Annotated in this window: 12 protein-coding genes; 5 read left to right on the top strand and 7 right to left on the bottom strand. The window is 38.7% G+C overall.

The features are described from left to right. The first annotated feature begins 88 nt into the window (after positions 1-88). Complete coding sequence (gene guaB / locus HA632_RS04460) at positions 89-1561, top strand: IMP dehydrogenase (RefSeq protein WP_176306010.1); 1473 nt, start codon at positions 89-91, stop codon at positions 1559-1561. A gap of 73 nt (positions 1562-1634) precedes the next feature. Here guaB and purB read toward each other — a convergent pair whose 3' ends face one another. Together purB and HA632_RS04450 are read right to left on the bottom strand one after the other, a co-directional pair. Continuing rightward, positions 1635-2978: an adenylosuccinate lyase gene (gene purB, locus HA632_RS04455; protein ID WP_176306009.1), complete on the bottom strand. Its 1344-nt coding sequence runs from the start codon at positions 2976-2978 to the stop codon at positions 1635-1637. Between the two features lie 74 nt (positions 2979-3052). Beyond that, entirely contained in the window at positions 3053-3745 is a 693-nt protein-coding gene (locus tag HA632_RS04450) for an NAD-dependent deacylase (protein WP_176306008.1), read from the bottom strand. Positions 3746-3802: 57 nt separating this feature from the next. On the opposite strand from HA632_RS04450, the gene HA632_RS04445 reads away from it, so the two are divergent. Next, positions 3803-4459 carry an RNA methyltransferase gene (locus tag HA632_RS04445; RefSeq protein ID WP_176306007.1) on the top strand — a complete coding sequence of 219 codons (657 nt, stop codon included), beginning with the start codon at positions 3803-3805 and terminating at the stop codon, positions 4457-4459. Here HA632_RS04445 and HA632_RS04440 read toward each other — a convergent pair whose 3' ends face one another. From HA632_RS04440 to HA632_RS04430, 3 genes are all read right to left on the bottom strand, one after another. Beyond that, entirely contained in the window at positions 4460-5248 is a 789-nt protein-coding gene (locus HA632_RS04440; protein WP_176306006.1) for a carboxypeptidase-like regulatory domain-containing protein, read from the bottom strand. A 198-nt stretch (positions 5249-5446) separates the two neighbouring features. Beyond that, complete coding sequence (locus tag HA632_RS04435; protein WP_176306005.1) at positions 5447-7369, bottom strand: DEAD/DEAH box helicase; 1923 nt, start codon at positions 7367-7369, stop codon at positions 5447-5449. Between the two features lie 293 nt (positions 7370-7662). Further along, on the bottom strand, positions 7663-8235 hold the full coding sequence (locus HA632_RS04430) for a non-canonical purine NTP diphosphatase (protein WP_176306004.1): 573 nt from the start codon (positions 8233-8235) through the stop codon (positions 7663-7665). A gap of 119 nt (positions 8236-8354) precedes the next feature. Here HA632_RS04430 and HA632_RS04425 point away from each other — a divergent pair, with 119 nt between their 5' ends. Beyond that, complete coding sequence (locus tag HA632_RS04425) at positions 8355-9614, top strand: pyridoxal phosphate-dependent aminotransferase family protein (protein ID WP_176306003.1); 1260 nt, start codon at positions 8355-8357, stop codon at positions 9612-9614. Positions 9615-9685: 71 nt separating this feature from the next. Here the strand turns inward: HA632_RS04425 and HA632_RS04420 are convergent, their stop codons facing one another. Then, positions 9686-10195, bottom strand: a complete 510-nt coding sequence (locus HA632_RS04420) for a hypothetical protein (RefSeq protein WP_176306002.1) — start codon at positions 10193-10195, stop codon at positions 9686-9688. Positions 10196-10282: 87 nt separating this feature from the next. On the opposite strand from HA632_RS04420, the gene HA632_RS04415 reads away from it, so the two are divergent. Continuing rightward, positions 10283-10429, top strand: coding sequence for a hypothetical protein (locus HA632_RS04415; protein ID WP_176306001.1), 147 nt, complete (start codon positions 10283-10285; stop codon positions 10427-10429). A gap of 46 nt (positions 10430-10475) precedes the next feature. Here the strand turns inward: HA632_RS04415 and HA632_RS04410 are convergent, their stop codons facing one another. Continuing rightward, complete coding sequence (locus HA632_RS04410; protein WP_176306000.1) at positions 10476-13901, bottom strand: methylmalonyl-CoA mutase family protein; 3426 nt, start codon at positions 13899-13901, stop codon at positions 10476-10478. A 174-nt stretch (positions 13902-14075) separates the two neighbouring features. Here HA632_RS04410 and HA632_RS04405 point away from each other — a divergent pair, with 174 nt between their 5' ends. Next, entirely contained in the window at positions 14076-14810 is a 735-nt protein-coding gene (locus HA632_RS04405) for a DUF4197 domain-containing protein (protein WP_176305999.1), read from the top strand. Positions 14811-14853 lie beyond the last annotated feature (43 nt).

Raw genomic sequence — 14853 nt, 5'->3', positions numbered from 1 at the left:
AAAGTTAAAAACTTCGTAATTCGTTCTTCGTACTTCTAACTTTTAACGTATATTTGCTCGCAATTTAACTACAACTACAAATTGCAACATGAAAGCACACGCCACTAAAATCGTTGGTGAAGGACTTACCTACGACGATGTACTGCTAATCCCTAATTATTCTGAAGTTTTACCGCGCGAAGTCAGTATACAATCGAAGTTTTCAAAAAACATCACTTTGAATGTTCCTATAGTGTCTGCAGCGATGGACACTGTAACCGAGAGCGCTATGGCTATTGCTATGGCTCAAGAAGGCGGCATTGGCGTATTACACAAGAATATGACTATTGAGCAACAAGCCGCTAAAGTTAGAAAAGTAAAACGTGCCGAAGCCGGAATGATTCTCGATCCGGTAACTTTGCCTTTAACAGCTACTGTTGGTGATGCTAAAATGGCCATGAAAGAGTTTGGCATAGGCGGAATTCCTGTAGTGGACGAAAACGGTATCTTGAAAGGAATAGCCACCAACAGAGATTTGCGTTTTGAAAAAATAAATTCCCGTCCTATAACTGAAGTAATGACTTCTAAAAATTTAGTCACGGCAGCGGTAGGTACAACATTACAAGAAGCTGAAGGCATTTTGCAACAAAACAAAATTGAAAAACTACCGGTGGTGGATACTAATTATAAATTGGTTGGATTGATCACCTTTAGAGATATCACCAAACTTACCCAAAAACCTATTGCGAATAAAGACAAGTTTGGCCGTTTAAGAGTAGCCGCTGCATTGGGCGTTACAGCGGATGCCTTGGAAAGAGCAACTGCATTGGTAAATGCCGGTGTAGATGCTGTGATTATCGATACGGCTCACGGACATACCAAAGGTGTGGTAAGTGTTTTAAAAGAAGTAAAATCAAAGTTTCCCAATCTAGATGTCGTAGTGGGAAACATTGCTACACCCGAAGCCGCCCTATACTTAGTTGAAAATGGTGCCGATGCGGTTAAAGTGGGAATTGGACCGGGTTCAATTTGTACAACCCGAGTGGTGGCCGGCGTTGGATTTCCGCAATTTTCTGCTGTGTTAGAAGTTGCCGCCGCTTTAAGAGGCACAGGAGTTCCTGTTATTGCCGATGGTGGAATTCGTTACACAGGTGATATTCCGAAAGCGATTGCTGCCGGTGCTGATAGTGTAATGCTGGGTTCATTATTAGCCGGAACCAAAGAATCTCCGGGAGAAACCATCATATTTGAAGGCAGAAAATTCAAATCATATCGCGGCATGGGCTCAGTTGAAGCCATGCAAGAAGGTTCGAAAGACCGTTATTTCCAAGATGTGGAAGACGATATCAAAAAATTAGTTCCGGAAGGCATTGTAGGTCGCGTACCTTACAAAGGTGAGTTAAACGAAAGTATGCAACAATTCATTGGCGGACTCAGAGCCGGAATGGGATATTGTGGTGCCAAAGATATTCCAACCTTACAAGAAACCGGACGTTTTGTTCGCATCACCACCAGTGGTATTGGTGAAAGTCATCCACACAATGTGACGATTACTAAAGAAGCGCCGAATTATTCGAGATAATTAAGCCATTAGGCAAAAGTAAAAAGGCATAAGTAAATTTCTTATGCCTTTTGTTTTATATGCATTTAGGGAATTATATGCCTAAATAATTGCTTGGTGAAATCGCCAACAATTCCGCTTTAATATCATCCGAAACATTTAATGTTCCAATGAAAGCGTGAATTGATTCTTTGTTCATTACTTCATTCGTTCTGGTCAAACCTTTTAAAGCTTCGTATGGATTAGGATAACCTTCACGACGCAAAATGGTTTGAATGGCTTCGGCTACTACAGCCCAGTTTTTCTCTAAATCTTCTGCAAACTTTGATTCGTTTAACAACAATTTGTTTAATCCTTTCAGTGTCGCTTCAAAAGCAATGATTGTATGTCCGAATGGAACGCCAACATTTCTCAAAACCGTACTGTCCGTCAAATCGCGTTGCAATCTTGAAATTGGTAATTTGGCAGACAAATGTTCGAATACCGCATTGGCAATACCTAAGTTCCCTTCAGAGTTTTCAAAATCGATTGGATTGACTTTATGTGGCATAGCCGAAGAACCAATTTCGCCTGCTTTTATTTTTTGTTTGAAATAATCCATCGAAACATACGTCCAAATATCCCGGTCTAAATCGATTATAATCGTATTGATTCTTTTCAATGCATCAAAAAACGCTGCAAAATGGTCGTAATGTTCAATTTGAGTTGTTGGAAAAGAATGCTGCAATCCCAAAGTTTCTTCTACGAAAGTGGTTCCGAATTGTTTCCAATCTACATTCGGATAAGCCACATGATGCGCGTTGTAATTTCCGGTAGCGCCACCAAATTTGGCCGCAAACGGAATATTGAACAACAAACGCATTTGTTCTTCCAAACGTTCTACGAATACCAAAATTTCTTTCCCCAAGCGGGTTGGTGAAGCCGGTTGCCCGTGTGTTCTGGCCAACATCGGAATATCCTTCCACTCCATGCTTAACTCTTTCAACTTAGCAATCAAAGCAATCAAACTTGGCATATACACTTTTTCAAAAGCTTCTTTCGTCGAAAGCGGAATCGCCGTATTATTGATATCTTGTGAAGTCAACCCAAAATGGATGAACTCTTTGTAATCACTCAATCCTAAAGTTTCGAATTTGTCTTTGATAAAATACTCAACGGCTTTCACATCGTGATTGGTTGTTTTCTCGGTTTCTTTTATGACTAATGCATCTTCGGTTGTGAACTTTCTATAGATATTTCTAAGCGCTTCAAAGCTACTTTTATCAACTCCTTTTAGCTGAGGTAAATTGCTTTCACATAATGAAATAAAATATTCAATTTCAACCAAAACTCTATATTTAATCAAAGCTTCTTCGGAAAAAAAAGCCGCTAAAGGTTTGGTTGCTTTTCTGTATCTTCCGTCAATCGGTGAAATGGCATTTAAAGTAGTTAGTGACATGTGTTGTGTGTTGTTGTTTGGAGGTGCAAAAATAAGGAATAGTGTTCAGTGTTCAGTCTTTAGTGTTCAATTTTTTATCGAAAATGGAGTAATTTTTGTCTTAATAACGGAACCCCTTCTGTGGCATTCTTTGGAATCACTTCTAACGGATTTTTCAAATCATATATTGTAGCCGGTTTGGGATCAATATAAAACACCGGAACATTTGGGTTGGCGTAATGCATCAAACCTGCGGCAGGATACACTTGAAGCGAAGTACCAACGACTGCCAAATAATCGGCGGTTTCCACAATTTCTATTGCTTCTTCTAACGCAGGAACCGCTTCCCCAAACCAGACAATATGAGGCCGCAACTGATTTCCGGCAGTATCAACATCGCCTATATTTAAATCGGAAGTCCAATTTAAAACCTCAAACCGATGATGATCGCTTCGTACTTTTAACAATTCGCCATGCAGATGCAAAACCTTTGTACTTCCGGCTTGTTCGTGAAGATTGTCAACATTTTGAGTAACAATATGCAGCTCGAAATCATTCTCCATTTCGGCTAAAGCAATATGTCCTAAATTCGGCTTAACCTCGTGTAATTGCCTTCTTCTTTGATTGTAAAAATCTAAAACCAAGGCTTTGTTTCTGAGCCAACCGTCATAGGAAGCCACTTCCATTACATCATGACCTTCCCACAAACCATCGGCATCTCGGAAAGTTTTGATGCCGCTTTCTGCAGAGATTCCGGCGCCGGTTAAAACGACTAATTTTTTCTTCATTGTTGTAATTTGGATTTAAAGCTACACATTTTTGTTATTTTTGACAAAACGAATTTTATGATTGACCTCGATTACCTAAACTATCTCGAAGATTTTTTAACCGACAGCCGAAAAGAGCGCTTTCTAAAGGTTTTGGAAAACCGTACCAATCATTTTACTATTGCGGTTGAAGATGTTTACCAATTCCACAATACGAGTGCAGTGATGCGCAGTTGCGAGGTTTTTGGGATACAGGAAATCAATATCGTTGAACAACGATTTGGCAAAAATATCGACAAAGAAATTGCAATGGGTGCGCAAAAATGGGTTGATATCAATAAGTTTGACAACATTTCCAATTGTATACAAACCTTGAAAAATAAAGGTTATCAAATTATTGCCACGACTCCGCATAATGATTCTTGTTTGTTGCATGAGTTTGATGTGACCCAAAAAAGTGCCTTGTTCTTTGGTACCGAAAAAGAGGGATTGTCTCAAGAAGTGATGGAACAAGCTGATGGATATTTAAAAATCCCCATGGTTGGATTTACTGAAAGTTTAAACATCTCGGTTTCGGCAGCGATTATCATTCAGGACATCACTACTCGCCTACGCCAATCAGAAGTCGATTGGAAATTGACTGCGGAAGAAATTTTAGAAAAGCGTTTGGCTTGGGCCAAAAACTCTATTAAGGATATTAAGCGGATTGAGGAGCGGTATTATGCTGAGCAGTAATTACTCTTTAACATACTTTTCGTGCTTTTTGGTCAGCACTTTGTATTGTTCATAACATTCGCTGATGGCATCCATAATTTGTAAATCATTAGCCGTTTGAATGAACGATTCTGAATAATTACAACGTTGCAGGATTTCGGCAATTTCTTTTTTATCTACGCCTAACAGTACCGAAATCATTTCTCGGTCGAATTTAGACTCTAAAAGATTGCGAACCGTATCGTCTTTCTTCATTTGTTTCAGCTTCTTAAGCTCTTTGGGTTTGTTGCCAAAGAAATTATACAGCATGTCTGCAGGATTGAAAATAGAGCCCAACACTCGGGTAAAAGCATTTGGAGAACTTTCGCCGGCTTCATAAGCGGTAGGCAAACCGGAAATGCTGTAACGGTAATTTTCTTTTTCGGGAATCAATTTAGAATCGACTTCCAAATAACCGGTCAAATCATATTTTTTAACGATTACTTCTTCCAAAGCAATGGCTTTCTCGGTCATTAAAATTTTGGCCGTACCATTTTTCAACCAGTCATTGGTTACTCTAATCCTCAAAGATTGATACCCCAATATGGAAATGTGCAAAGTGTCACTTACACTGACTTCCATTTCAAAATAACCGCTGGCATTGGTCACTACACCTTTTACTTTGTTGATGTTGATTATATTGGCATTGGGAATTGGCAATAAAGAATTGTCATTTACAATGGTACCACTAACCTTTTGACCGGTAGGATTGTCTTGGGCAAAGGCACTTAGTGAAAATAGAAACAGAAATAAAAGGGTAAAATATCTCATAGCTGATTTTGATGGTTTAAAAGTATGAAACTCTTTTAAGATATTTTGCAGTTTGTTTAGAGAATTAGAACAAAATTAACAAAAGCTCCAATTACGAATCAGAGTTTAAATAAAAAAAACTCCGTTCCTACCTAAGTAAAACGGAGTTTGATAATATTTAACGTGATTACTAATTTGTAATTCGTAATTTAAAAGTTATTAGCTTTTTCTCGGTCTTCTGTTTTTAGCCGCTTCAAACGAGCGTCCTGCCGGTCTGTCTGAATTGCTTTCAGCAGAACGTCTTGGCGCTCTTTCTTCTCTTTGAAAAGAACCCGGTTCTCTTCTTGGAGCTGCATTTCTGTCACTTCTGAAACCGCCTTCTCTCGGAGCCGAACTTCTTTCACTTCTGAAACCACCTTCTTTTCTTGGGCCAAAACTTCCGCCACCACTTCTACCGCCGAATCCGCCTGAGCTTCTTCTTTCTCCTCCACCACTTCTTCCGTTATGGTCACGTCTTTCGCGGCTTCCACCATCGTTTTTAGAAATCTCAACATTGATTCTTCTTCCGTTTAGGTCAAATCCATTAAGGATAGACATCACTTTATCAGTATGTTCTCCATCAGTATTAAAGAAAGAGAATCCTTCTTTTACATCTACTTTGAATACGTCATCACGACCTAAGTCTAGTGTTTCTTTTAAGAAATCTTTCAATTGCATCCAATCAAAATCGTCTCTTGAACCAATGTTGACGAAATAACGAACAGGATCTCCGGCTCTGATTTCTCTTGGCTCTGAACTTCTTTCGCTTCTTTCTCCTTTTTCACCGGATAAATCGCGTTTCTTTTTGTAGTAATTGATAAAACGATTGAATTCAACCGAAACCATTTTCTTGATCAATTCTTCTTTAGACAAACCATCAAGTACTTCGTTAATCGCCGGAAGATAGTTGTCTATCTCGTGGTCTACCTCGGTATCTTTGATTTTATTGGCTAAGTGTAATAATTGAATTTCGCAGATTTCGATTCCGCTAGGAATGGTTTTCTCCACAAATTTTTGTTGGATGATTCTTTCGATAGACGAAATTTTACGCAACTCACTTTTGGTGATGATTACGATTGAAGTTCCCAATTTACCGGCACGACCGGTACGGCCTGAACGGTGATTGTACGTTTCAATTTCGTCCGGTAATTGATAGTTTACTACGTGCGTAATGTTATCAACGTCAATTCCACGAGCCGCAACGTCTGTCGCAACAAGCATTTGAATTTGACGACCACGGAAAGATTTCATAACACCATCACGTTGCGCCTGAGATAAATCTCCGTGCAAAGCTGCGGCGTTATATCCGTCTTCAATTAGCTTTTCAGCCACGGCTTGGGTGTCTCTTTTGGTTCTACAAAAAACTACCGAGAAGATGTCCGGATTAGCATCGGCCAATCTTTTCAAAGCTTCGTAACGGTCACGAGCATTCACGCAATAAAATTCGTGTGATACTGTAGCAGATCCTGAATTTTTAGTTCCAACGGTTACTTCTGCCGGTTCGTGCATGAATTTTTTAGCAATTCTGGCAACCTCTGCAGGCATAGTAGCTGAAAACAACCACGTATTTTTTTCATCGGGAGTATCAGACAATATCGAAACGATATCCTCATAAAATCCCATGTTTAACATCTCATCCGCTTCGTCAAGAATACAGAAGTTAATGTTCTTAATGTTAACAAGCCCACGATTAATCATGTCTTGCATTCTTCCCGGAGTTGCCACAATAATTTGTGCTCCACGTTTTACATCTCTGGCTTGTTCCGTAATGCTTGCACCACCATAAACTGCCACTGTATGTAAACCTCTTACATATTTTGAGTATTGTTTAATCTCGTTGGTGATTTGTAAGCATAGCTCACGCGTTGGTGATAAAATTAACGCCTGTGTATTTCTGTTTTCGGCATCAATTTTTTGAATAAGCGGAAAACCAAAAGCGGCCGTTTTCCCTGTTCCTGTTTGCGCTAAGGCAACCAAGTCTGTGTTTTGTTCCAATAGTACTGGAATCGCTTTTTCTTGTACTTCTGACGGATTCTCAAATCCTAGATCTTTGATCGCCAGCAGTAACGATTCATTCAGACCTAATTGTTCAAATTTATTCATATAAAGTTTTAAAATTTGGTGCAAAGGTAAGTTTTAAAAACCATATACGCTAATTTGTTTTGATTTGATAATCAGAAAGTTAACTTTTACACAACAAAGCAACTCTGTAGCTGAGTGGCTGAGTAGCTGAATATCAGACATTTTTTATGCAAGTTTATAGTGTAATTAGGAGCAGTAATTTTATCTTACTCTCGCTTATGTTCCCGCTATCCGCGCTACACGCATGCCTGCCAGCAGGCAGGGTAGCTAGCTCCTATCGGGGCTAATTAGAACGTTAATTTTTATTCAGCCACTCAGCGACTCAAAAACGCAACCAATTGCTTTACTGCCAAACCGCGATGACTTATAGTTGATTTCTCTTCTATAGTCAACTCTGCAAAGGTTTTAGTATGACCATCAGCTACAAAAATCGGGTCGTAACCAAAACCATTCGTACCTATTTTTTCTTCGATGATTTGGCCGTTGATAATTCCGGTAAAAAGATGTTGTTGCCCATTTATCTTCAGGCAAATGACGGTTTTGAAATTGGCTTTTCTATTGGTTTTATCTTTAAGATTATCCAATAATTTGTCCATATTGTCATTCGCATCTCTTTGTTCGCCTGCATAACGGGCAGAATAAACGCCGGGGTCACCGTGTAAAACTTCCACTTCCAAACCGGTATCATCGGCAAAGCAATTGTATCCGTATTTTTCAGTGACATAATTGGCTTTAAGTATGGCATTGCCTTCGATGGTGGCAGCAGTTTCAGGAATTTCTTCAAAACAACCTATTTCTTCCAAACTCAATATTTGAATGTATCCAGGAAGTAAAAGTTGTATTTCCTTGATTTTGTTTTGGTTGTTAGAGGCGAAAACGAGATGCATAAATTTGAATATTAAGTTCACAAATATAATAGATGAGAAAGTCTTAAAACATATTTTCATAATCTTTAATTTCAACAATATAATTACTATTTTTGCCTCGTTTTTAAATACACTTTACAATGGTAAAAGATTTATTCGAAAGAATACAAAACAATAAAGGTCCATTAGGAAAATGGGCTTCTCAGGCGGAAGGCTATTATGTATTTCCAAAATTGGAAGGCGAATTGGGCCCAAGAATGAAATTTCACGGAAAAGATATTTTGAACTGGAGTTTGAATGACTATTTAGGCTTAGCCAATCACCCGGAAGTACGCCAGGCTGATGCTGATGCTGCAGCACAATACGGTGCAGCTTACCCAATGGGGGCTCGTATGATGAGTGGCCATACCGATGCACACGAACAATTAGAAAAAGAATTGGCCGCTTTTGTACAAAAAGAAGCAGCTTACTTATTAAACTTTGGCTACCAAGGAATCATGTCATGTATTGACGCTTTGGTAACCAAAAACGATATTATTGTTTACGACGTTGATGCTCATGCTTGTATCATTGACGGTGTGCGTTTGCACATGGGTAAACGTTTCACTTACAAACACAACGATTTGGAAAGCATGGAGAAAAATCTTCAACGTGCGACCAAAATGGCGACTGAAACCGGCGGCGGAATTCTTTTCATTACCGAAGGTGTTTTCGGAATGCGTGGGCAACAAGGAAAGTTGAAAGAAATTGTAGAAATGAAAAAGAAATACAATTTCCGTTTGTTAGTCGATGACGCTCATGGTTTTGGAACTTTAGGAAAAACCGGTGCCGGAGCCGGTGAAGAGCAAGGTTGTCAAGACGGAATTGATGTTTACTTCTCTACGTTTGCCAAATCAATGGCGAGTATTGGTGCTTTCTTGGCCGCTGATAAAGACATTATAGATTATTTAAAATACAATTTACGTTCGCAAATGTTTGCCAAAGCGTTGCCGATGATTCAAACCGTTGGGGCTTTGAAAAGATTACAATTGTTGAGAGACAATCCGGGATTGAAAGCCAAACTTTGGGAAAACGTAAATGCGTTACAAAACGGATTAAAAGCCCACGGATTTAACATTGGTGATACCAATACTTGTGTTACTCCTGTTTATTTAGAAGGTTCTATTCCTGAAGCGATGGTTATGGTGAATGATTTAAGAGAAAACTACGGTATTTTCTTGTCCATTGTGGTTTATCCTGTGATTCCTAAAGGGATTATCTTATTGAGAATGATTCCAACAGCTTCACACACTTTGGCCGATATCGAAGAAACGCTTACGGCTTTTGATGCAATCCGTGAAAAATTAGTTAACGGAACTTATAAAAAAATTGCAGAAGCTACTACGGTTGACGTATCCTAATAAAAAGATATTTTTATATAACTAAAAAACCATCCTTAAAGGATGGTTTTTTGTTTAAAGACTATTAAAATTTATTGTACTTTGACTATTTTGCTCTCATCAATGTTAAAGGCTTTCAATACCGCTTTGTAATCCTTTAAGTTTACTCCGTTGGTTTTGTTTCCGAAATAAGCCGGTACTACTACCACTCTAAATACTTGATTCAATCTGAAACTTGAACTTACTCCCGCTAAATCAAAGCCTTCCATAGAGACTTGTGCGTCAAATCGGGTAAAGTCAAAATCATAGCGTAAATCTAAGGTACCGTCTCCAAAAAAGTAAGTTTCAGGTAGTGGTTTCCAAACATCTTCTCCTTGAAAAGTTCCTGATAATCGGTAGACTAAAACCATATCAGAATTGTAAATAGAATGAGGGAAAACCAATACTGAAGTATAGTCATTTGGCAAAAAATTTACATTGCTATATTCAAATACCTCACCGATGGTATCGTTATCAATTCCATCACTGTCATTATCGTTAACGGTGCAACTTTGTAGCGTTATCATCCCGATAAAAGCTAAAATAAGGGTAATCTTTTTCATGGTTTATAATTTTAAATGATTGATGTTTTGGGCAGTTCAATATTGATGCCAAACTTTCTTTTTAACAAAAATTTGTACTTTTGACGAATGGGAAGAAATAATCCGAGAAACATCAAAGCGCACAACGACAAACTTCACAAGGCGCAAGATAAGGAAAAAGCTAAGAAAGTGGCGCGTGCCGAACTGTTAAAAACAATGGTTCGAAAATTTAATGAAAGCAAAGACGAAAAATAAAAACCCCACATTACTGAGAGTTTTTTTAAATATAAAAGCCTTTGTTTTACATATTCCGTCTATACTGTCCGCCTACTTCAAACAAAGCTGAAGTAATTTGACCTAACGAACAATACTTAGTGGCTTCCATCAATCTTTCAAACAAGTTTTTATTGGAAATGGCTGCTTCTTGCAACATATTCAAATGCTCTTCTTCTAAACCGGTATTGGCTTGGTGAAGCGTTTCCAATGTTTTGATTTGGAATTGTTTTTCTTCTTCAGTGGCACGAATGACTTCCATCGGCACAACCGTTGGCGAACCTTTCGAACTTAAAAAAGTATTTACTCCGATAATTGGAAACTCACCGGTATGTTTCAAAGTTTCGTAGTACAATGATTCCTCTTGAATTTTGCTTCTTTGGTACATCGTTTCCATTGCACCTAAAACACCACCACGTTCTGTTATTCTGTCGAACTCTTGTAAAACAGCATCTTCTACTAAATCGGTTAGTTCTTCTATAATAAATGAACCTTGGATTGGGTTTTCGTTTTTGGCTAAGCCCAATTCTTTATTGATAATCAACTGAATCGCCATCGCACGACGTACTGATTCTTCCGTTGGCGTAGTAATCGCTTCGTCATACGCATTCGTATGCAATGAATTACAGTTATCATAAATAGCATACAAAGCTTGTAAAGTGGTACGAATATCATTGAAGTCAATCTCTTGAGCGTGTAATGAACGTCCCGAAGTTTGGATGTGGTATTTCAGCATCTGTGCTCTTTCGTTGGCGCCGTATTTATTTTTCATGGCTTTCGCCCAAATTTTACGCGCTACTCTTCCGATTACAGCATATTCCGGATCAATTCCGTTGGAGAAAAAGAATGATAAATTCGGTCCGAAATCATTTATGTTCATGCCACGGCTTAAATAGTATTCCACGTAAGTGAAACCATTCGCCAACGTAAACGCCAATTGCGTAATCGGATTCGCTCCTGCTTCTGCTATGTGATAACCCGAAATCGAAACCGAATAGAAATTGCGGACATTCTTTTGGATGAAATATTCTTGAACATCACCCATCAATCGCAACGCAAATTCAGTCGAGAAAATACAAGTGTTTTGTGCTTGGTCTTCTTTTAAAATATCCGCCTGAACCGTTCCGCGAACTTGTGTAAGCGTTTTGATTTTGATTTCGTCATAAACTTCTTTGGGTAAAACCTGATCTCCGGTAACGCCTAAAAGCATTAAGCCTAAGCCGTTATTTCCTTTGGGTAAATCGCCGTTGTATCTTGGACGCGCTACATTTTTTGCTTTGTAGATTTCGTTGATTTTCTCTTCAATTTCCACTTGAAGATTGTTCTCAATAATGTATTTTTCACAGTTTTGGTCTATAGCCGCATTCATAAAGAATCCTAACAACATGGGTGCCGGACCGTTAATGGTCATCGAAACCGAAGTCATCGGATGACTCAAATCGAAACCGGAATACAATTTTTTGGCGTCATCCAAACAACAAATAGAAACTCCGGCATTTCCGATTTTCCCGTAAATATCCGGGCGCAAATCAGGGTCATTTCCGTATAAAGTTACTGAGTCAAATGCTGTAGACAAACGCTTTGCAGGCATTCCAAGGGAAACATAGTGAAAACGACGATTGGTTCTTTCCGGTCCGCCTTCTCCCGCAAACATACGAGTTGGATCTTCACCTTCTCTTTTAAATGGATACAAACCTGATGCAAAAGGGAATTCTCCCGGAACATTCTCCTGTAAGTTCCATTTTAAAATGTCACCCCAAGCCTTGTATTTTGGCAGGGCTACTTTTGGAATTTGAGAGTGAGACAAACTTTCGGTATGCGTTTCAATCTTGATTTCCTTGTCGCGCACTTTAAAGCTGTACACCGGATTTTTATACTTATTGACCTTGTCATTCCAAGTCAGGATAATTTCCCAGTTGAATGGATCGAGGTTCATTTTTACGCGGTCAAACTCTTTAACCAATAAGTTTAGGAAGTCTTTGTTATCATCATTGAAATTCAAACTATTAACTTCAATTCCTGCCTTATCAATTTCAGCCTGTTTTTTGCTAACAGATTCAATGGTTTTATAGATACCATATAACTTTTGAGCTACTTCCACTTGCGTTAAAACCGTCTCATCATATTTGCGGTTGTTCTCGGCAATCTCCGATAAATAACGGGTTCTGTGTGGCGGAATGACGAATATCTTTTCGCTCATTTCACGGGTGATTTCGAAAGTCGATTTTAAATCGGCTCCGGTTTTCTCCACAATTTTATCCATGATTTTTTTGTAGAGCGTATTCATTCCCGGGTCATTGAACTGTGACGCAATAGTACCTATAACGGGCATATCATCCGGATTCGTATCCCAAAGATTGTGGTTGCGTTGGTATTGTTTTTTCACATCGCGAATCGCATCCAGCGCCCCGCGTTTGTCAAACTTATTAATCGCTACCAAATCAGCAAAATCCAACATATCGATTTTCTCCAATTGCGTGGCAGCACCAAACTCAGGCGTCATTACATACAGCGACACATCTGAATGTTCTAAAATTTCAGTATCGCTTTGACCAATTCCGGAAGTTTCCAAAATGATGATATCATATTTTGCGGCTTTCAATACCTGAATTGCTTCGTTTACATATTTAGACAGAGCCAAATTTGACTGACGAGTAGCCAACGAACGCATGTAAACTCTAGGATTATTGATAGCATTCATACGAATTCTGTCTCCTAATAAAGCGCCACCGGTTTTGCGTTTTGATGGGTCAACCGAAATCAATCCGATTGTTTTCTCCGGGAAATCGATTAAGAACCTGCGAACCAATTCATCTACCAAAGACGATTTTCCGGCGCCACCGGTTCCGGTAATTCCAAGAACAGGTATATGTGTGGTTTCATTTTTCTTATGAATGGCCTCTAAAGTTTCTTTGGCCACATCAGGAAAGTTCTCAGCAGACGAAATCACTCTAGCAATAGCCGTTGGATTTTTTTCTTCCAAATGATTGATTTCTCCGTTCAATTCGTCACCAACAGGAAAATCAGATTGTTTTACCAAATCATTAATCATGCCTTGTAGTCCCATAGAACGACCGTCATCCGGAGAATAAATTCTGGTAATGCCGTATTCGTGAAGTTCTTTGATTTCACTAGGCAGAATTACGCCGCCGCCGCCGCCAAATATTTTGATATGTCCGGCTCCTTTCTCCTTCAATAAATCGTGCATGTATTTGAAATACTCGTTGTGTCCACCTTGGTAGGAAGTCATTGCAATGGCATTGGCATCTTCTTGTATAGCAGTATTTACGACTTCTTCTACGCTGCGATCGTGCCCAAGGTGAATTACTTCCACACCGGTGGCTTGAATAATACGACGCATAATGTTGATGGCGGCATCGTGACCGTCAAAAAGAGAAGCTGCAGTTACAATTCTTACTTTATTTTTAGGAATATAGGGTTGTTCTTGAACCATTGTTAAATAAGTGTCTGTTTTGAGGGTGCAATTTACAGAATTATTAAAAAAGTACCATTTAAAATCTGAAAAATAAAACCAAAAGTCGCTTTTAGAAAGAATGATTAAATTAACAGAAGCCTAACTTTTTCGACATGAAGATTGCTTACTTTTGAAAAACAAAAGAATACGACTATGAAAACAAAAATCGCTTTACTCCTTTTAGTTCCTACTTTAGGTTTTTCACAGATTAAAATTTTGGATGAAATTAAAAAAATAGTTCCATCAAACAGTTCTTCTTCGGGATTGGGTTCGCTAAGTTCGTTAGATATCTCGCAAGGATTAAAAGAAGCTTTAAACAAAGGTATTGAAAAGCAAGTAACCAAATTGACCGCAGTAGATGGCTTTTACAAAAATGAAATGGTCAAAATTTTACTCCCGGAGGAATTGCAAAGAGTTGATAAAACATTGCGCAAAATGGGCATGAGTTCTTTAGCAGACAAAGGAATATTGATGCTGAATCGTGCGGCTGAAGACGCAGTTAAAGAATCGACTCCTATTTTTGTGGATGCCGTAAAGAACATGAGTTTTGCTGATGCCAAAAATATCCTAATGGGTAGCGAAAATGCCGCAACCTCTTATTTACAAACAGAAACTACAAGTCCACTGTATGCCAAATTTAATCCGGTTATTCAAAACTCTTTTGTCAAAGTAGGCGCTGATAAAGTTTGGGCCAGCATAATTAAAAAGTACAACAGTTTGCCAATGGTTACCAAAGTCAATCCCGACTTAACGGATTACACCACCAATAAAGCCTTAGAAGGTGTGTTTAAAATGATCGCTGTTGAGGAAAAAGACATCAGAACCAATCTGAATGCGAGAAGCACCGACTTACTAAAAAAAGTATTTGCCAAACAAGACAAAAAGTAAAGCCGAAGCTCAATTAAAATTTTAGAAATCAATAACATAAGAA

This window comes from Flavobacterium sp. J49 (assembly GCF_011742145.1).
Classification (GTDB): Bacteria; Bacteroidota; Bacteroidia; order Flavobacteriales; family Flavobacteriaceae; genus Flavobacterium.
Note: the sequence above shows the minus strand (reverse complement) of the source record. Positions and strands in the feature narration are given on the sequence as shown.